The 18,400-nt window shown below is 57.8% G+C and carries 23 protein-coding genes and 1 pseudogene; 9 read left to right on the forward strand and 15 right to left on the reverse strand.

What is annotated here, in order from left to right; genetic code table 11:
• The 3 genes from FQ182_RS30060 to FQ182_RS25820 all read right to left on the reverse strand — a co-directional run.
• A partial coding sequence (locus tag FQ182_RS30060; protein ID WP_218575106.1) for a hypothetical protein occupies positions 1–246 on the reverse strand: 246 nt, incomplete at its 3' end.
• Between the two features lie 26 nt (positions 247–272).
• Positions 273–1,502 carry a winged helix-turn-helix domain-containing protein gene (locus FQ182_RS25815; protein ID WP_149414367.1) on the reverse strand — a complete coding sequence of 410 codons (1,230 nt, stop codon included), beginning with the start codon at positions 1,500–1,502 and terminating at the stop codon, positions 273–275.
• A gap of 64 nt (positions 1,503–1,566) precedes the next feature.
• On the reverse strand, positions 1,567–1,773 hold the full coding sequence (locus tag FQ182_RS25820; protein ID WP_149414374.1) for a DUF1127 domain-containing protein: 207 nt from the start codon (positions 1,771–1,773) through the stop codon (positions 1,567–1,569).
• 97 nt (positions 1,774–1,870) lie between these two features.
• On the opposite strand from FQ182_RS25820, the gene FQ182_RS25825 reads away from it, so the two are divergent.
• The gene (locus FQ182_RS25825) at positions 1,871–2,725 is read left to right on the forward strand and encodes a LysR family transcriptional regulator (protein WP_149414366.1); all 855 of its coding nucleotides are present in this window, start codon (positions 1,871–1,873) and stop codon (positions 2,723–2,725) included.
• On the opposite strand, the gene FQ182_RS25830 is transcribed toward FQ182_RS25825, so the two are convergent.
• Complete coding sequence (locus FQ182_RS25830; RefSeq protein WP_149414365.1) at positions 2,715–3,464, reverse strand: sulfite exporter TauE/SafE family protein; 750 nt, start codon at positions 3,462–3,464, stop codon at positions 2,715–2,717. The two genes, FQ182_RS25825 and FQ182_RS25830, sit on opposite strands and share 11 nt — an antisense overlap.
• Before the next feature lie 108 nt (positions 3,465–3,572).
• Between FQ182_RS25830 and FQ182_RS25835 the strand changes: the two genes are divergently transcribed.
• The gene (locus FQ182_RS25835; protein ID WP_149414364.1) at positions 3,573–4,523 is read left to right on the forward strand and encodes a LysR family transcriptional regulator; all 951 of its coding nucleotides are present in this window, start codon (positions 3,573–3,575) and stop codon (positions 4,521–4,523) included.
• A 64-nt stretch (positions 4,524–4,587) separates the two neighbouring features.
• Here the strand turns inward: FQ182_RS25835 and FQ182_RS25840 are convergent, their stop codons facing one another.
• Together FQ182_RS25840 and earP are read right to left on the reverse strand one after the other, a co-directional pair.
• Positions 4,588–5,160: an elongation factor P gene (locus tag FQ182_RS25840; protein WP_133098860.1), complete on the reverse strand. Its 573-nt coding sequence runs from the start codon at positions 5,158–5,160 to the stop codon at positions 4,588–4,590.
• A gap of 49 nt (positions 5,161–5,209) precedes the next feature.
• On the reverse strand, positions 5,210–6,343 hold the full coding sequence (gene earP, locus FQ182_RS25845; protein ID WP_149414363.1) for an elongation factor P maturation arginine rhamnosyltransferase EarP: 1,134 nt from the start codon (positions 6,341–6,343) through the stop codon (positions 5,210–5,212).
• Positions 6,344–6,475: 132 nt separating this feature from the next.
• On the opposite strand from earP, the gene FQ182_RS25850 reads away from it, so the two are divergent.
• Positions 6,476–6,844: a DUF1761 domain-containing protein gene (locus FQ182_RS25850; protein WP_149414362.1), complete on the forward strand. Its 369-nt coding sequence runs from the start codon at positions 6,476–6,478 to the stop codon at positions 6,842–6,844.
• Between the two features lie 15 nt (positions 6,845–6,859).
• Positions 6,860–7,342, forward strand: a complete 483-nt coding sequence (locus FQ182_RS25855) for a GreA/GreB family elongation factor (RefSeq protein WP_149414361.1) — start codon at positions 6,860–6,862, stop codon at positions 7,340–7,342.
• Positions 7,343–7,347: 5 nt separating this feature from the next.
• Here FQ182_RS25855 and cysB read toward each other — a convergent pair whose 3' ends face one another.
• The 5 genes from cysB to FQ182_RS25880 all read right to left on the reverse strand — a co-directional run bounded on the left by cysB (position 7,348) and on the right by FQ182_RS25880 (position 11,264).
• The gene (gene cysB, locus FQ182_RS25860; protein WP_149414360.1) at positions 7,348–8,322 is read right to left on the reverse strand and encodes an HTH-type transcriptional regulator CysB; all 975 of its coding nucleotides are present in this window, start codon (positions 8,320–8,322) and stop codon (positions 7,348–7,350) included.
• Between the two features lie 104 nt (positions 8,323–8,426).
• Positions 8,427–8,927, reverse strand: a complete 501-nt coding sequence (locus FQ182_RS25865; protein WP_149414359.1) for a universal stress protein — start codon at positions 8,925–8,927, stop codon at positions 8,427–8,429.
• A 73-nt stretch (positions 8,928–9,000) separates the two neighbouring features.
• Positions 9,001–9,915: a 5'-nucleotidase gene (locus FQ182_RS25870; protein WP_149414358.1), complete on the reverse strand. Its 915-nt coding sequence runs from the start codon at positions 9,913–9,915 to the stop codon at positions 9,001–9,003.
• Positions 9,916–9,927: 12 nt separating this feature from the next.
• Positions 9,928–10,887, reverse strand: a complete 960-nt coding sequence (locus tag FQ182_RS25875) for a putative 2-dehydropantoate 2-reductase (RefSeq protein WP_149414357.1) — start codon at positions 10,885–10,887, stop codon at positions 9,928–9,930.
• A complete protein-coding gene (locus FQ182_RS25880) occupies positions 10,887–11,264 on the reverse strand; it encodes a thioredoxin (RefSeq protein ID WP_149414373.1) in 378 nt (125 codons plus the stop codon). Before FQ182_RS25880 ends, FQ182_RS25875 begins: the two co-directional genes overlap by 1 nt.
• A 146-nt stretch (positions 11,265–11,410) precedes the next feature.
• Between FQ182_RS25880 and FQ182_RS25885 the strand changes: the two genes are divergently transcribed.
• The gene (locus FQ182_RS25885; protein WP_133098868.1) at positions 11,411–12,487 is read left to right on the forward strand and encodes a 3-deoxy-7-phosphoheptulonate synthase; all 1,077 of its coding nucleotides are present in this window, start codon (positions 11,411–11,413) and stop codon (positions 12,485–12,487) included.
• Between the two features lie 63 nt (positions 12,488–12,550).
• On the opposite strand, the gene FQ182_RS25890 is transcribed toward FQ182_RS25885, so the two are convergent.
• Positions 12,551–12,832 carry a GNAT family N-acetyltransferase gene (locus tag FQ182_RS25890; protein ID WP_133098869.1) on the reverse strand — a complete coding sequence of 94 codons (282 nt, stop codon included), beginning with the start codon at positions 12,830–12,832 and terminating at the stop codon, positions 12,551–12,553.
• A gap of 617 nt (positions 12,833–13,449) precedes the next feature.
• Here FQ182_RS25890 and FQ182_RS25895 point away from each other — a divergent pair.
• On the forward strand, positions 13,450–13,701 hold the full coding sequence (locus FQ182_RS25895) for an Lpp/OprI family alanine-zipper lipoprotein (protein WP_133098870.1): 252 nt from the start codon (positions 13,450–13,452) through the stop codon (positions 13,699–13,701).
• 132 nt (positions 13,702–13,833) lie between these two features.
• On the opposite strand, the gene FQ182_RS25900 is transcribed toward FQ182_RS25895, so the two are convergent.
• From FQ182_RS25900 to FQ182_RS25910, 3 genes and pseudogenes are all read right to left on the reverse strand, one after another.
• The gene (locus tag FQ182_RS25900; protein ID WP_149414356.1) at positions 13,834–14,802 is read right to left on the reverse strand and encodes a L,D-transpeptidase family protein; all 969 of its coding nucleotides are present in this window, start codon (positions 14,800–14,802) and stop codon (positions 13,834–13,836) included.
• A gap of 72 nt (positions 14,803–14,874) precedes the next feature.
• Positions 14,875–15,171, reverse strand: a complete 297-nt coding sequence (locus FQ182_RS25905) for a hypothetical protein (protein ID WP_133098872.1) — start codon at positions 15,169–15,171, stop codon at positions 14,875–14,877.
• A gap of 57 nt (positions 15,172–15,228) precedes the next feature.
• Positions 15,229–15,522: pseudogene (locus FQ182_RS25910) on the reverse strand (SGNH/GDSL hydrolase family protein); the annotation flags it as partial.
• Positions 15,523–15,562: 40 nt separating this feature from the next.
• On the opposite strand from FQ182_RS25910, the gene FQ182_RS25915 reads away from it, so the two are divergent.
• From FQ182_RS25915 to FQ182_RS25925, 3 genes are all read left to right on the forward strand, one after another.
• Complete coding sequence (locus FQ182_RS25915; protein WP_149414355.1) at positions 15,563–17,014, forward strand: tyrosine-type recombinase/integrase; 1,452 nt, start codon at positions 15,563–15,565, stop codon at positions 17,012–17,014.
• A 106-nt stretch (positions 17,015–17,120) separates the two neighbouring features.
• Positions 17,121–17,405, forward strand: coding sequence for a hypothetical protein (locus FQ182_RS25920; RefSeq protein ID WP_149414354.1), 285 nt, complete (start codon positions 17,121–17,123; stop codon positions 17,403–17,405).
• A 173-nt stretch (positions 17,406–17,578) separates the two neighbouring features.
• Positions 17,579–18,139: an HNH endonuclease gene (locus FQ182_RS25925; RefSeq protein ID WP_149414353.1), complete on the forward strand. Its 561-nt coding sequence runs from the start codon at positions 17,579–17,581 to the stop codon at positions 18,137–18,139.
• The last annotated feature ends 261 nt before the right edge of the window (positions 18,140–18,400 follow it).

The raw sequence follows: 18,400 nt of genomic DNA on the forward strand, positions 1-18,400 counted from the left end.
AGAGCAAATCCTGCCTTCAGGAGCGATCGGCCTCCCCCAGAAACGCACTTGCTGTTGTATGAGTCCTTGAGCGTAACCTCTCTCTTTGGACTCAGGGTCAACATACAAGGAGCGAGCTTGCTCGCGATGGTCGTTAACGATGACATGGGCTTCCTGGATGAACGCGGCGCCCTCAGGTTCTTCGCGAGCGCCGCCCGGAGCAAACTCGCTCCTACAGTAGATCCGCTTTTGCTTTTCACCACTCACTTAGGCGCCCCGTTACCCCCCGCTTATCACCGCAACCCTAAAACCCCCATCGCCACCCGCAACCGCACCGCACTGGCCCGCTGGCAATTAAGCTGAACCTGCTCAAGCCCAAGCCAGTCGGCCATCTGCCGTAGATTCAGCGCCAAGGCCAACATCCCCTCCTCGTCCAACCCCGGTTCCTCTTCGTGTACGGCATGCACCGCCAATCGCCCGGCAGCACGTTCGGCCCGCAGATCGACACGGGCGGCGATCCGTTCGTTGTGCAAAAACGGCAGCACGTAATAACCGTAGACCCGCTTGTCTTGCGGGGTATAGATCTCCAGCCGGTAACGGAAATCGAACAACCGCTCGGTCCGGCTGCGCTCCCAGACCAATGAATCAAAAGGCGAGAGCAGCGCACTGGCCAGCACCTTGCGCGGAACTTTCGGCTCAGGCAGGCAATAGGCAGGCTGCTTCCAACCCTGAACCTGGCACGCAACCAACTGGCCCTCCTCGACCAACTCCGCCAAGCGCCCACGACTATCGGCGGGCTCCAGTCGAAAGTAGTCCCGCAGATCCTTCTCAGTGCCAACGCCCAACGCCGTAGCCGCGTGCAGCAACAAGCCCCGCTGCGCCTCGGCCTCGCTCAAGAGCGTTTGCTGGAGAATCGCAACGGGGATCACCCGTTCCGGCAAATCATAGAGCCGTTCAAAACCCCGACGTCCGGCGACCGTCACCAGGCCGGCGGCAAACAACCATTCCAGGGCATGCTTTTCATCGCTCCAGTCCCACCAGGGCCCGGCACGCTCCTCGCGGGTCGACAAACTGCCCGCGCCCAAGGCGCCCTGCTGCTCGACGATGCCCAGCACCCGGAGAATGGTGCCCTGTTGTTCACGACCAAAGCGCGCCATCTGCTGATAAATACCTTGCCCTTGAGACGCGCGCTGCATGCGCCAGCGCATCAACGGATACAGTGCCATCGGCAGCAACGACGCCTCATGCCCCCAATACTCAAACAACGAGCGCCGCCGCCCCTGGCTCCAGGCAGCTTGCTCAAGAATCAGCGGGGAATAACTCCCAAGGCGGGAAAACAGCGGCAGGTAATGGGAGCGCACCACAGCGTTAACCGAATCAATCTGCAGCACACCCAAACGGTCAATCAGGCGATTGACCTGCGCAGCCTTGATCAGCGCCGGCGGCTGACGCCCGGAAAAACCTTGGGCCGCCAGCGCCAGACGCCGCGCCTGCTTGAGGGAAAAGGACAGTTCTGCGGGCATGGGCATCTCCTTGTATGCTCGCAAACTACCTTACTGCACCTTGGGTTGTGTAGGGACATCGACGTCATTTTCGCAGCGGATCTTCCCAGAAGCGCCGATGACTTTCCCTCTCGACGTCAGCGCGATTAAGACCGATGTCCTTGAGTGCGTCATCGCTCATGCTCGTCAGCAACTGGCGTTCGCAATACAGCGCGTGCCAACGGGAAAGTCGCTGAAACAGCCCGAAAAAAGGACGTTTCACCATCAACACAAAACCTTTTTGACCTTTCATCATCTTGCCCTCCAGTGGGGATGACTGAAGTCTGTGCCTGACGCTATGATCAATCCAACGAATGTTTCTTATGTAATACATCTCGGAGATTGATCAATTGCCCAGCTATCCGAGCATCGACACTGAAGTCCTGCGCACCTTCGTCGCCATCGCCGATCAGGGCGGCTTCACCCGCGCGGGCGAGCAGGTCAACCGCACCCAGTCGGCGGTGAGCATGCAGATGAAGCGCCTGGAAGAAGACGTGCTGCAACGTAAGCTGTTCGAGCGCGATGGTCGGCAGGTCAGGTTGACACCGGAGGGGCAGGTTCTACTGGGCTATGCGCGCAGGATCCTGAAGTTGCACAGCGAGGTCTTTAACACCTTACGCGAGCCACATATGGTCGGGCTGGTACGCATCGGCACACCCGATGATTACGTGATGCGTTTTTTGCCGGGCATCCTCAAGCGTTTTTCTAAGGCTTACCCGCTGATCCAGATTGAAATGCATTGCGAGGCGTCGCCGATACTGATGCAGCGGCGAGACCTGGACCTGACCGTCATCAGCCGCGAGCCGGGCAATGAAGTCGGCGAATTGCTTCGCCATGAACCCATGGTCTGGGTCGCCGCACCCTGCTTCTGCACAGACGAACACGCCGCGCTGCCCTTGGCCATTTCCGGTCTGGACAGCTTCTGCACCCAGTGGGCGCGCGCCGCGCTGGATGCCAATGGACGGGAGTATCGCCTGGCGTATCACAGCTCAAACGGTGCCGCGATCCTGGCGGTGGTGGGCGCAGGCCTGGCGGTGACGGTCACCATGGAAAGCCTGGTAACCGAAGACCTGCAGATATTGGGCGCAGCCGAAGGCTTCCCGCCGCTGCCATCCGTCAATCTGCGGCTGCTGCGTAATTCGCGCACCACCTCACCCATCACCGAATGTCTCGCCGAGTACATCATCGAAGGCTTTAAACTTTAAAGGTGAGCATCACCGCGCACACCACCAGAAAGCCGCAGAACAGCCCGCGCAACAAGCGTTCCGGCAAGGCATGGGCGACTTTCACGCCCCAACTGATGCTAAGCAGCCCGCCGATGGCAAGCGGTATGCCGACCATCCAGTCCACTTCGTGGTGCCAGGCGTAGGTCACCAGGGTCACGCTGGTGCTAGGCAGCGCCAAAGCCAGGGACAGGCCTTGAGCAACCACTTGGGTGGTGCCGAAAATACTGGTCAGCACTGGCGTGGCAACCACCGCGCCGCCCACGCCGAACAAGCCACCCATCGACCCCGACGCCGCCCCCAGCACCCCAAGCCACGGCCAGGAGTAGCGCATCTGTGCCGACGGCGGTGCATTGCGGGTGAACATGCGCAATAAGTTATAAGCCGACAGCGCCACCAGAAATGCAATAAAACCAATGCGCATTACACCGGCATCAATGCCCACGGCCCAAATCGACCCCAGCCAGGCGAAGCAGAACCCCATCAGCCCCAGCGGCAGCGCGTGACGCAGCTCGATGCGGTTGCGTTGGTGATAGCGCCACAACGCGAGCATCACATTGGGCACCACCATCACCAGGGCCGTGCCTTGGGCGATTTGTTGATCAAGGCCAAACAACACGCCCAACACCGGGATGGCAATCAGCCCGCCGCCGATGCCAAACAAACCGCCGACAGTGCCCAACGCCACACCGAGTACCACATACACCGCCAAATCAAGCACACCGCATACTCCACAATCCCAAGTCTTGCATGCTACGCAGTCGGCTCTGGCGGGGAAACGCACAGCAACGCACAATGGCTGTGCCAATTTCGCATAAGCAGCATGTTTATGAATCCCAATACCTTGACCGATCAACTCAGCCTGTTTCTCGACGTACTTGAAACGGGAAGCTTTTCCGCGACTGCACGGCGCCATCCGCTAACACCCTCGGCCGTGGCCCGCCGGATCGACAGCCTGGAAACCTCGGTGGGCAGTCGCCTGTTCCTGCGCAGCACCCACGCGGTGGTGCCAACACCGGCCGGCCTAGCCTTTGCCGAGCGAGCACAGCGGATCGTCAACGAGTTGCAACTGGCCCGGGCCGAAGCTGTGTCTCTGAGTCATGCACCGGAAGGCCTGATTCGCGTGGATGCGCCTGCTGCCTTTGGCAGACGCCACTTGGCGCCAGCGATTGCCGACTTCCTCAATGTCTATCCGGGCCTGGATGTCCATCTGCACTTGATCGACAGCTTTGTCGACATGCAAGGCGCTCACCTGGGCAAGGTCGACCTGGTGTTGCGGGCCGGGCATATCGTCGATACACGCTTGATCGCCACGCCGTTGGCCAGCATCGTACGCATCGCCTGTGCCAGCCCGGCCTACCTGAAAAACAGTGGGACGCCGACCCATCCCAGCCAATTGAGCGAACATGACGGTCTGGACTGGGAAGGTCTGGCTCCGATGTTTGCCTGGCGTTTCAAGCTGGATGGGCGCCATGCATCCTATCGCCCGCAACGTATCCGCATGAGCGCCAACAACGCCGAGGCCTTGCTCTCGGGCGCCTTGGCGGGCCTGGGCATCGCCCACCTACCCACCTGGCTGGCCAGTGAGTATCTGGTGCGCGGCGAACTGTTGCCCCTGTTCTGCGAAGGCGGCCTGCCCACTCCGGAAACCGCAGGTATTTATGCCCTGCGCCTGGAGCAACAGGCCAACACCCGCAGCCGGTTATTGCTGGAATACCTCAAGGCACGTTTCAGCCCTGTGCCGCCCTGGGATCTGGCGCTGCAAAGCGCTATGGGCTAACACGCACTCAAAAAAAACCCGACTCATGGTCGGGTTTTTTTTGGTGTCGCGGGTCAGGCAAGGATTAGACCTTGGCCCGGCCCTTGTACGAACCACCTTCACGGGTATCGATTTCGATCCAGTCGCCGATTTCTACGAAATCTGCAACGCTCAACTCGGTACCGTTTTTCAGTTTGGCAGGCTTCATCACCTTGCCCGAAGTGTCGCCGCGAGCGGAACCTTCGGTGTAGTCAACCTGACGCACGATGGTGGTCGGCAGCTCTACGGAAACCAGACGCTCTTCGAAGAAGATCGCTTCGCAGACGTCGGTCATGCCTTCTTCCACGAACGGCAGAACGGCTTCGATGTCTTCAGCGTTCAGCTCGTACATGGTGTAGTCGCTGGTGTCCATGAACGTGTAGGTGTCGCCGCTGATGAAGGACAGGGTCGCTTCTTTGCGGTCGAGGATCACGTCTTCCAGCTTGTCATCGGCGCTGTAGACGATTTCGGTCTTGTAACCGGTCAGCAGGTTTTTCAACTTGGTCTTCATGATCGCGCTGTTACGACCGGACTTGGTGAATTCAGCTTTCTGAACCAGCCAAGGGTCGTTTTCGAGCTTGATGACGGTACCGGGTTTAAGCTCTTTACCAGTTTTCATTGCGAATATCCGAAATTTGGATGGGATTTACAAAATTCAAGGTCGCGTATCATATCCAACTTTCATAAAACTGTACCAGTGCCGTCGCAAGATCTGCTTGCAAGCCTTGTTCCAGACACCACTTTTCGGCATGAACGGTCACTTCCGGCCAGTGTTCAAGCAGCATTTTCCAGCTTTTGGCCATATCGCCACCAGCGTTCCACGCCTGCCAAAGGTCAACCAGCGCGACTTTCGCGGCCGGCGACAAGCCCTCGGTGTACAGCGCCAGGAAAGCATCGAGCTTGTCCAGATGGATGTCTTCATCCTGGCGGTAGATATGCCACAGCAAAGGACGCCCGGCCCATTGCGCCCGCACGAAGGAGTCTTCGCCGCGCACGGCGTTGAAGTCACAGCACCACAGCAGTTGATCGTATTGATCCTGTGGCACGAATGGCAGCACCTGAACCGTCAGGGCGCCGCGCTGGTGCACCGCCCCCACTGCCAAGCTATCCACACCCAACCAGCGCTGCACATCGCCGAGAATTCGCCCTTGCGGCACCAACAGATGGGTCGCTCGCCCATCGGCCGCCAACACGTCCAGCCAACTGGCCAGCCCGGCATTTTCATAGGCAAACAGCGACATCAGCCGCGCACCCGGCACCGGAAAAACCCCGAGCGCCTGCAGAAACTGTTGCCGGGCCTGCGGGTCGTTTTGAAAGGCCCGACGCTGCTCCAGCAATCCGGCCTCACGCAGCAAACCGCCTGTCTGCGGACGAAACCCCGGGAAGAAGAAGTACTTTTGCACGCCTTTGAACTTCACTGACGGCAGGCCGTGACAACCGACCACCCAGTCCTCGGCGCTCAAGTAGTCCAGGTTCATCCACAGCGGTATGTTCTCGCGCTCGGCCATGGCCTCCATATAGTCAGCCGGCAACTGACAGGCGAAGGCGGCAATGACCACGTCTGCCGCATCGGTCGCTTGCCAGTCTGCAGGCCAATGGCGCACCTCGACACCTTCTCGCCATTGCTGATCCAACTGCACATCAATCTGAGGACACATGCGCTCGAATGCCCGCAGGTCGTCCACCCACAAACGTACTACGCAAGCATGCTCCGCCACCAGTTGCCGGGCCAGGCGCCAAGTCACGCCAATGTCGCCGTAGTTGTCGACGACACTGCAAAAAATATCCCAGCGGGCTTTCATTCCGGGCTCCAACGCTCAAAGGCTCGATTGTCCGCATAAATGCTGCAATGCAGAAGGGTTGATAGCGATTATTCTGCATGGGGGCTGTGCGACAATCCGCAGCTTGCCGTAAACGCCTGTCAGGAGGCCGCCATGTCAGATCGCCCGTTATCGCTGTTCAAACTCAGTGTCGCCATTGCCCTGGGCCTGTGGCTGGGGTTTATCGCCATTGCATTGACCACTTGGCTGGCCTCGCATTATCTGTTCGAACAAACCCTGGCGCCCGTCGCCCAGGCTGTGCAGCAGTTAGGCAAACCGGCGGTGGTTGCACCAGAACTACCCAACCGAATGTTCGAGCAGTATCAGGACAACCTGCGCAAGCAGGAGCAACAGCAGGTCCTGGACCAGGCGCGTAACAACCCGCGTAACCTGTCCAACCCCAAATGCCAGTTCTGGCTGCAACAGGACCAGAACGCCTCCAGCGACAAAAGCCGAGCCAATGTCCTGCAATTTTGCGACTGATGATCAAGCAGACCCATGAATAAATACGCCGTCCACCAGTTGATCCTGGAAAAACTTATCGTCGACCTCGACGTCGCCCAACGCGCCGCGCAAACCGCCTACGAAACTGCGACCCACGAAGAAAATATCGCGGAAAACAAATACGATACTCTGGGGCTGGAAGCTTCTTATCTGGCGGCCGGGCAAGCCAAGCGTGTCGAGGAAATCAAGCAGGCGCTGACCTTGTGCCAGAACCTGAACCTGGGCCCCTACGATGATCAACGGGGGATTGAAGTGGGCGCACTACTCGGCCTGGAGGACGACAACGGTCGTCAGCAATGGCTGTTTCTTGGGCCGGATGCGGCGGGCTTGAAGGTTTATGTGGTGGGGCAGCTGGTGACCGTCATCACCCCACGCTCACCCCTAGGCAAAAGCCTGCTGGGCAAGTTCGAGGGGGACGAGGTGGAGATCCTGGTGGCGGGCGCTCGGCAACAGTTTGCTGTTACCGAGGTCAAGTGAGCCGATCAGTGAACCGGTAGTTCAACGCCGTCGAACAAGTCTTCCAGTTCCTGCTTGTTATGGCACTGGATAGCCTTGGCCATGACTTCACGGGTCAGGTGCGGAGCGAACTTCTCAATGAAATCGCACATGAAGCCCCGCAGGAAAGTGCCACGACGGAAGCCGATCTTGGTCACGCTGGATTCGAACAAATCGCTGGCATCCAACACCACCAGGTCGCTGTCGAGCTTGGTATCGACCGCCATTTTGGCGACGATGCCGACACCCAGGCCCAGGCGCACGTAGGTTTTGATCACGTCGGCGTCGGCGGCGGTGAACACCACTTTCGGCGTCAGGCCGCGATGGCTGAAGGCTTCGTCGAGCTTGGAACGACCGGTAAAACCGAACACATAGGTAACGATCGGGTATTCAGCCAGGGCTTCGAGGGTCAGCTTCGGCAGCTTGGCCAATGGGTGACCTTGCGGAACCACGACGCAGCGGTTCCAGCGGTAGCATGGCATCATCACCAGGTCGCCGAACAGCTCCAGGGCTTCGGTAGCAATGGCAAAATCGACGGTACCGTCGGCGGCCATCTCGGCGATCTGCATCGGCGAGCCCTGGTGCATATGCAAGGCCACGTCCGGGTACTGCTTGATAAAACTGCTGATCACCGGTGGCAGCGCATAACGTGCCTGGGTGTGCGTGGTGGCAATCGACAGGGTGCCTTTTTTCTCGTTGGAGAATTCCTGGGCGATCTGCTTGATGCTTTCAACCTTGCGCAGGATTTCGCCAGCAGTGTTGATGATGCGCTCACCGGCCGGGGTGACGCGGGTCAGGTGTTTACCGCTGCGCGCGAAGACTTCGACGCCCAGCTCGTCTTCGAGCAGGCGGATCTGCTTGCTGATACCTGGTTGCGAGGTGTAGAGGCTTTGAGCCGTGGCGGAAACGTTGAGGTCGTGGTGCGCCACTTCCCAGATGTAGCGCAGTTGCTGAAGCTTCATATGTATCCCTCAAAGCAGATAGACGCCACGGGTATCAGCGACGGTATATAACTATATTAAAGGTTAGACGCATAAATCTAGAACTTTTTATCGTTTTCTACCAATCACATGTCATCACTGCGTCGATGTTGCAACAACGGCACCAAATACACCGGCACCTGGGACAGTTGCAACACTCGTGCAGCGGTTCGTCCCAGCGGCGTCGCCACCCCGGCGCCATGGCTATGACTACCTACGATCAACAAGTCCACGGAGAGTTTCTGCACCTGGTCGAGAATCACCTGCGAGGGGTCGCCCTGGATTACCCGCACCGACTGGATCAACTCGAGGTCCTGCTCGCCCTCCCCCACCTCCTCGCGAAAGCTGTCCAGCACCCGCTGCTCGATATTGGCCATCACGGTGGTCAGCCCCTGGCTTTGCCATTCACTCAGGGCCTGCTCATCAAGGTAGCTTTGCAAGACAGATTCGGCGAACAGCCCAAGGGGCTCGACCACGTGAATCACGTACAACTCGGCCTTGAACGTTCGCGCCAGCGCCAGCGCATGTTGCATCACATAGGGCGCATACAGGCCGAGGTCTGTGGCGTACAACATCGAACGAATCATAGAACCTCCTGGAGTGCCAGGATGGCGGATATTGATTGAGCTTAGCAGCGCCTTTGCGAGTTAGGAGGCTTGCTCACTCAACCTGGATTTTCAGCTCGTTGCTGATGCCGTGAGGTACATGTCCGGTGGCCACCACTTCCCGGGCTTTCTCGCAATGTCCGGCCTGATCGTCGAAAAACACATCGGCGGCGAAGGCTTCAAGAAAGGCCGATTTTTCCAGGCCGCCGAGAAACAGCGACTCGTCCAGGCGGATGTCCCACTCGCGCAAGGTACGGATCACCCGCTCGTGGGAAGGTGCCGAGCGGGCGGTCACTAGCGCCGTACGGATCGGGCAGGCCTCGTCAGGAAACTCACGCTGCAACAGGTTGAGCGCCGCCAGGAAACCCTTGAAGGGACCACCACGCAGCGGCTCGCGTGCCGACTCCCGCTCGCTGGCCTGGAACGCTTCCAGGCCACCTAACTGGTAGATACGTTCCGACTCGTCGGAAAACAGTACGGCATCGCCGTCGAAGGCAATTCGCAATTCAGCGCTGGACGCCCGACGGGCGCCGCCAGAAAGAATCGTCGCCGCAGCAAACCCGGCATCCAGGGCACTGCGTACGTCTTCAGCATGGGTGGAGAGAAACAAGTGGCAACCAAACGCTGCCAAATAAGGATAAGGACTACGCCCTCCTACAAACGCAGCGCGGGAAATATCCAGCCCGTAATGCTGGATCGAATTGAACACCCGCAAACCGGTATCGGCACTGTTGCGTGATACCAGCACCACTTCGACCCGCGCCCGTCCAAGGCTGGCGTTGAGGCTCAGCAGTTTCTTGACCAGCGGGTAGGCATCACCCGGCTCAAGGGTTTCTTCTTCATGGTCGATCTGGTACTTGCGGTAGGCCTCGACGCCTTGCGCCAGGTAGACCTTGTGGCTTTCGCTCAGGTCGAATAACGCCCGCGAAGAGATCGCCAATACGAGTTTTTCGCCCAGACCCTTCGCCATATTCTTCCCCCGTCAGCTGTTGCGTCGATCGATAAAACTCAAGGCCTGATACAGCGCCTGCATCCTCGGCAACTCACAACCTGCTGCCCTGGCGGCGGCCAATGGCCGGGCGTAGATGGCCGCCAGTTCCAGCGGGCGCTTGTGTAAGTGATCGTGATACATGCTCGGCCAGTAATCGGCCAGGCTCTCGGTCATCTGGAACATCTGCTCGGCATAGCTCGACGCAATCTCATGGCCGCACGCCCGGGCGCCCTGCACCACTTCAGCCATCAATGCCTGGATCATTGCACGGCTCGCCTCATCAGCCATCAACTCCGTGGTCCCCGCGCCGAGCAATACCGAAAGACCGTTATACGGCACATTCCACACCAGTTTATGCCAGCGCGCCTGATGCAAATTGGCCATGGCCTGGGATTCGATGCCCGCCCGGTGAAACAACGCGGCGCCTTCTTCGACAATCGCTTGCCGACGGGCCTCATCGTTCGCGGCACTACCACTGTGATAGCCAAGATTGACCCGGCCCATCGCCTGATGCTCGACGATGCCAGGTGCTGAACGATGCACGCAGATATAACAAAGGCCACCCAACAGATGCAGCGAGTCTGGCAGGTGTTCGCGCAAACTGTCCTCGACGTCCAGACCATTTTGCAGCAAGACCACCTTGGCGCCCGGTGCCGCCACCTGGGCGATGGTCGGTGCCAATTCGACATTACCGGTGGTTTTGGTCCCCACCAACAGCCAGTCGCAAGGCGGCATATCGGCCGCACGGGCGTAAGCCTGGACCGGGTTGAGGCTCAACGCCCCGTGGACCGCACTATTAAGTTTCAGGCCTCGCTCACTCACCGCCGGGAACTCGCTGCGCAACAGAAAGTGCACATCGAATCCGGCGCGCGCCAGCATCAAGCCGTAAAAGCCACCGATGGCGCCGGTGCCGATAATGCCGATTCGCGGCGCCTGGTCTGCAGCACTCATCATGGCAACTCCTCTGGTTTTCGCGTGAGCGCCTGCTCCACGCCATGAGTAAGGTCGCTGGCGGTCAGGCGCGCCTGTAAGGCTCCGTGGAATTGACCGTCGCACACTACAAACAGTGCCGGCAAATGAAAAATCTGGTAACGCTCGACGGCCCCACCATTATGGCCGGCATCAATCCAGCACACTCTGTCTACCGGCAAGGCCCAGCCTGGCAACTGCTGACGCGCCCAGCGGCAGCTGGAACAACCGACGCTGGTAAACACCAGCAATGACGTGCCCGGTAGCCCCAACAACTGCTGGTCGATATCCAGATCGGTCAATTCAAGCGCTTTCACTCTATCTCTACCACTGCCATAAACTGGACAGCAGACTATCAGGCCGGGCGACAGCGCGCGCAATTGCCCATTGTCGAGCAGGCTTGTTACGCGCTAAGGTTCGGCTCCCCGCTGCATCTAAATCATGCTGTGCTCCGCCGCACGGGGATCGCTGGCGGCCGGCACCCGTGACCCTGACGAGTAACACGATGGCTGATTTACCGATCAACGACCTAAACGTCGAATCCAACGAGACCCTGATCACACCTGATCAGCTCAAGCGCGAAATCCCTTTGAGCGATGCTGCCCTGCACACCGTCACCAAGGGTCGCGAAGTCATTCGTGACATTCTTGACGGTACTGACCACCGTCTGTTCGTGGTGATCGGGCCCTGCTCGATCCACGATCTGAAGGCTGCTCACGAGTACGCAGAGCGCCTGAAAGTGCTGGCTGCAGAAGTGTCCGACACCTTGTATCTGGTCATGCGCGTCTATTTCGAGAAACCGCGTACCACCGTGGGCTGGAAAGGCTTGATCAACGACCCGTACCTGGACGACTCGTTCAAGATCCAGGACGGCCTGCACATCGGCCGCAAGTTGCTGCTAGAGCTGGCAGAAATGGGGCTGCCGACCGCGACCGAGGCCCTGGACCCGATTTCCCCGCAGTACCTGCAAGACCTGATCAGTTGGTCGGCGATTGGTGCGCGCACCACCGAATCCCAGACCCACCGGGAAATGGCCTCCGGTTTGTCTTCGGCCGTGGGCTTCAAGAACGGCACTGATGGCGGCCTGACGGTGGCGATCAACGCCCTGCAGTCGGTTTCCAGCCCGCACCGTTTCCTGGGGATCAACCAGGAAGGTGGCGTTTCCATCGTCACCACCAAAGGCAACGCCTACGGTCACGTGGTGCTGCGCGGCGGCAACGGTAAGCCCAACTATGATTCGGTCAGCGTGGCCCTGTGCGAACAGGCGCTCAACAAGGCGAAGATCAAGCCAAACATCATGGTCGACTGCAGCCACGCCAACTCCAACAAGGACCCGGCCCTGCAACCGCTGGTGATGGAGAACGTCGCCAACCAGATCCTCGAAGGCAACCAGTCGATTATCGGCCTGATGGTCGAGAGTCACCTGAACTGGGGCTGCCAGGCGATTCCCAAGGATTTGGCCGACCTGCAATACGGCGTGTCGGTCACCGATGCCTGCATCGACTGGGCTGCCACCGAGACCACCCTGCGCAGCATGCACGCCAAGCTCAAGGACGTATTGCCCAAACGCAAACGCACCTGAACCCACACTGCGCACACAAAAACGCCGGGCTAAGCCCGGCGTTTTTTTATGGGTCTCTACTGCTCAGAGCTTCGCAGCATGGCGCTGGTGGCGCTCCATGTAGCGTTCAACATAAGAGCAGGATGGGATCACCGTGTAACCCATGCTCTCGGCGTACTGCAGCGCCTGTTCGGTGAGCGCAGCGGCAATGCCGCGCCCCCGCAAGGCGTTGGGCACGAACGTCCGATAGATATCCAGGGTCTGCTTCCCGAGATCCATATAGGTCAGGTAAGCACGATGACCGTCCACATTGGTCTCGAATTGATGACCAGTCTGGTCATGGTGGATGGACAACGCCTCGCTCATCACTACTCCTCGCGGGTCTTGGTTTCTGACCCTTACCTTACCGATGTTTTTCCGGCGAAGGAACATCTACGCCACCCCGTGCCAGGTTTCGACAACGAGAAAAGCCCTACAGCACTCATAACCAGCACGTAGGAATAGTAGGCACCAATCCCGAAATTGCTCAAGGCGCACTCGTCATCCCCCCGTCGCTGGCAGACATAGAAAGGGCCGATCGAGCATCCTAGGGTCGATGGCCTGAACATTGCCGGCAATTGAAGCTTGAGACGAACAGCCTCTCTTAAAGTCACCTCAACATGCACAAAAGATACCTGTCGGCGAAAATACAATCTGAAAAATAGTGTCGACACCAATATATAATTTGACTTCTCTTTACACCGCTTAACACGTGCCAGCCGGTGCTTTGCGCCGGGATCCAATTCTGCGCAGAACCGCGAAAACTGGATATTTTTTATACAAACTCGCTAAAGATTAGCCAAAATAGATTCGGCACAAGAATTTTTTTTGCTTCTTGCGCTACGTCAGTTTACTTACTACAAGTAATGGGTAGTATGTACGCCGGCTATTAGCTCACTCTGAGAAAGTAGCCATTTAATAGAAAGTCCTTGAAGGGGAACACGATGAACAACGTTCTGAAATTCTCTGCTCTGGCTCTGGTCGCAGTTATGGCTACCGGTTGCAGCAGCGTCTCCAAAGAAACCGAAGCTCGTCTGACTGCAACTGAAGACGCAGCAGCTCGCTCCCAGGCTCGTGCAGACGAAGCCTATCGTAAAGCTGATGAAGCTCTGGCTGCTGCTCAAAAAGCACAACAGACTGCTGACGAAGCTAACGAGCGCGCTCTGCGCATGCTTGAGAAAGCAAGCCGCAAGTAATAATCCTTCGGGGTTGTTATCAAGCCGATCCATTTTTGGATCGGCTTTTTATTGCCCAAGATCCGGCTCCGGATTCTGGGCAATAAAAAACCCGCTACAGCGCAACGCCGTAACGGGTCCTGGCTACCTCAGCTACTGCTGCAGATCGATCGGCGCGCTCGAAACCATCGGCGCATCACCCGGCACCCCGATTTCTACCGGTAAGCCGTCTTCGGCCGCGACCACATCACGCACCTCATCCCAATTGACCCGCAGGTTCTTCGACAGGTCTTCACGCTTGAGCAAGGCATTGATCACCGCTGTGTGCTTGTCCACCACCGACGGCGTGCCATCGTCGTTCAGTGGCGTATGAGCTTCCAGGTAAACCTTGCCACCGCTCATGCCAAACTTGTAGGCGTCGCTGATAATCCGCACGGACGTGCCCACTGGCACCATGCCCGCCATTTCCAGCACATTTTTGTTGAACATGCGAAAGCAGCCGTGGCTGGTACGGGTACCGATGCCGAACTTTGCGTTGGAGCCGTGGATCAGATAGCCCGGCGTGCCCAGGGTGAACTTGAACGGCCCCAAAGGGTTGTTCGGGCCTGCTGGCACCACGTTGGGCAGCGGATCCCCGTTGGCAGCGTGCTCAGCCTTGATCGAAGCCGGCGGCGTCCATGTCGGGTTCGGGGTCTTGGCGATGATGCTGGTGTGAGCGATCGGCGAACCCCAACCTTCGCGACCAATCCCCAGCGGAAAGGTGTAAACGACGTTCTGGCCCTTGGGGTAGTAGTACAACCGGTACTCGGCCAGGTTGATCACAATACCTTCACGGGGCCCCGGCGGCAGAATGAAACGGGTCGGCAGAACGATCTCGGTTCCCGCCCCCGGCAACCAGGCATCAACACCGGGGTTGGCCGCGACCATCTCTGAATAACCCAGGTCATAGGTGGTACCCAGGTCGGCAAAGGTGTCTTCGTACTTGGCCTTGATCACCTGGACCTGGCCGACGATGTCTTCACCCGGTAGTGGCAAGGGCAACTGCAAGGCTGCAACAGGGCCGGCGGCACAGAGTGCAGCGAGAGACAGGCAGCGAGTGACGGCAGGGAGGTGCGACAACATCCGGAAAATCCTTCGCAGATCGACGGGTAATAAAAAATTGATTGTACACGGGAGCCTGGCGAGCACCCACAGTCAAAGCTCGAAGCGCAGCTCGGGCCAGATCGGCGGCGTACCACGTTTTTGCGATTCTAGAATCGCCCGGCACAAGGGGCACAGGCGTTGGTCCTGAAAAATCGTGCGATCCACTGCCGACCAGCGCGGCTGGGCAGGCAGCAACGTACCGCAGAGGGTGCGGTCGATCGAGCCGCCCAACTCCAACTGACGCGGCACCAGGTGCACCCTGGCTTCCTGGCAGGCGAACAGATCCAGCTGTTCGTCAGGCTCGATCAGTTGGTAGGCAAACAGGGACCAGGCAGGACGCGACGACATCGGGGGCACCAAATCGGGGGGCGCCACCTTAGCCGAAAGACCGCCGCTAGAAAAGCGTCATAACAGCGGTTTTAGCGTCGGCCAGACATTTTCCAGCAACTTGCCCTGGGCACTGACCGCCGGGTGCAGCCCGTCGGCTTGCATCAGGTCGGGATGACCACCGATTCCTTCGAGGAAAAACGGCACCAGCGGGACCTTTTTCTCTTCAGCCAACTTGCCGTACACCTCGGCGAAAGACTCGGTATAACGCTTTCCATAATTGGGCGGCAACTGCATGCCCAACAGCAGCACCTTGGCACCACTGTCCCTGGACTGGTCGATCATCGAAGCAAGATTTTGTTGCAATCCCTCCCTGAGGACAGGAACCCAATAAACTCAAGGGTTCCAGCTCATGACCACCACTCAGCGTCCTCAAAGTGGGACAAACCTGTTACAAACTGCCCTCGCCAAGCCGTACCACTATCGTCGGTCTGGTCGCTATTACCTTCGCCTTCGCCCTCAGGGCACCGCTAAGGGCTTCTTCACGCTATCGCTCAGAACTACCGACAAGGCCACCGCAATGACCATCTCCCAAGACATTCTCAAGACCCTCAAGGATTACCATCTGGACAACCCAGAGGCGACATGGGATGAGCTTCGGGAGCGTCTCATAGACATCGCTGAGTACAGCTTGACGATGGCCTTCGGGGATAGCTCGCTGGTGGCCTATGAGATGATCAATGATGAGCACCATCAGGCGCTTCGTGAGGCGAGCGCTAAGCTGCCCCTGAGCGTCAATCAGCAAAGGGCTGTGAGCAAGGCCTTGGAGATCATTGAGGCCTCTCAGGAGCGCATGAACGGCAGGGCGGGGAAGCTGGTAGAGATCGTTAGGGACCTCAAGGGTGAAACATGTAGCACGTCTGTAGCCCTGTCTCGGTCCCTATCTGTATTACCGTCTGGAGGTCCCCTCACTTGGGACTACCTGTCCAACCAGTACCTCACCGAGCACAGCGTCAATATCAAGGAGTCCACCAAGGCGAGCATGTTGGTCAATTACAAGGCCATCAAGGGCGCCTTCGAGGAGATCGGATTGACTGACCTACGGACCCACACTCGTGACCATATGGTGGCCCTCAGGTCCGCTCTGTTGGTGGGTCGTCAACCCTCCACCGTAAACAACATCCTCACCAAGATGATGACGGTCATGGACTGGGCTGTGGACAATGATTACCTGACCAAGGCCTACACCTCGAACCTCAAGCTGACCAAGGGGACCGATAGCAAGCGTGAAGGCTTCACCAAGGGTCAAGTAGTCACCTTAATGACCCACGCGGCAGAACTGCCAGCCGACTCATGGGAGCGCTGGGGTCTGTCCCTTTTGGCAATCACTGGGGCTCGTGTCGGTGAAATCGCTTATCTGACCAAGAAGGACATCAAGCAGGTCGATGGTCTCTGGTGCATTCACATCAACGAAGACGGTCCCGACAAGTCGATCAAGAACAAGCACAGTGACCGGACCATTCCCCTGATCGACGGTGCCTTCAATACCTTCGACCTGAGTGAGTTCCTCAAGGCTGTCGAGTCGGGCGCCCTACCCTCTGACCATGGCGTCAACCCAATGAAGGCCAGCAGGAACCTTGGGACGCTGATGAAGACAATCCTTGGGGAGGCCCGAGGGGAGAACCAGACGCTGCACTCGCTGAGACACTTCTTGTCGTCCGCCCTGCAAGCTGAAGGGGTTCCTGTGGCGTTCGTCCAAGCCATCGCTGGGCACTCAACCCGTACCATCACCTTTGACAACTATGGTTCTGCTGTGCCTGTAGGGAAGCTCGCTGAGGAACTCAAGAAGGTCCTGAAGGCGTAAGCAAGATGCCTTTAGAAACCTCTGAGGCTGCCATGAAGGCCGTTGAATCTTCCTTAGAGGCGTCCATTCTGCTCTACTCAGGACTCATCACATCAGGGAGTCAGTCATGAGCGATAAGGTTGTCGAAATAACGTTATCAGGCGGGGAAGTGGTCACATTCACCGATACGGAATATCACTTGGAGTTCCCGCCCGCTGATCTTTATACAGGGGCTGACGGCTCTCAGGCTTTCATTGTGAAGGCCGGTACGTTTTCGATAAGGACGCCGGAGTTCAAAGGATGGCAAGGCGCTGAGGGGGTTACTGTTGACGGGGCTTTCTACGAGGTCAAAAGGAACTTTCGCTACCCAACCCAAGAAGGGGAGTGGCTGCAATACCCTGTCGGTCAATAGGTAAGTAAACCTCTGCGCTCCTACGTGAAATCTAATCGAATCGCTGGGTCCTGGCCTTGCTTCGTGAGCGTAGGAGCGTGGAAGCTCGTGACTGCTTTATCCTTTTTGGTCATATCTGAAACGATTTAATAAACCCTCACTCGTGCCACCACCAACCACACGCAGGAGGAGTTATGACCAGTAAAGTAAAGATCACCCCACTTCCACCCATCGAGATCCTTGAGGCTCGATACAAGCTCGTAGACAGCCGTGAAGGAATTCTAACGAAGGCATATAAGGTCTCACCGAAGTCTCGTCGAGTAACATATGAAGGAAGCCTTGTAGGTTCCGTGACAAACAATAAAGGACGCCGCCAAGCTCAGGTTGAGTGGGAGGACGATACCGGACGACACATGGTCAGGGTCCAAACGAGCCGCATTGTTTACCGTATGGCTTATGGTCCATTCGATGAGGCTCTATATGTTGACCACATTGACGGTGACCCATCCCACAATCATCCATCTAACTTGCGGACTTGCACCGCGAAGCAGAACATGCAGAACGCCAAGAGGAGAGACACTAAGGCCGATGGTCTGCCTAAAGGCATCTCCGCATATGGGACTCAGTTTGCGGTTGATATAAACATAGGTGACGGTGATCGGGGGGTTGTCCTCTTTGAGAACATCCGAGCGGCAACCCGATACGCTGATCAGATTCGCAAGCGATTCCATGGTGAATTTGCCCGGAATGGCTGAGTACCAATCATAGATTGATGATGACTGTCAATAATAAGTTAATTCCCCCTCACTATTGTAGAGGACACCCAGAGAATAAAAATAAATATCTCTGAGAGGCCTTTCCAGATTCCTACCGTTTCCCTCAACGGCAACGACCGAGACGACCGAGACGACCAGTGCGACCACCCTCAAGGGAGGCACGCCAAGCGCTCAACCGTTCCCCGGTAATCAGACCTTAGTGTCTGGCTCCAGTAGGAAGGAGCGCAGCTTGATAATGTC

Source organism: Pseudomonas sp. ANT_H4 (genome assembly GCF_008369295.1).
Classification (GTDB): domain Bacteria; phylum Pseudomonadota; class Gammaproteobacteria; order Pseudomonadales; family Pseudomonadaceae; genus Aquipseudomonas.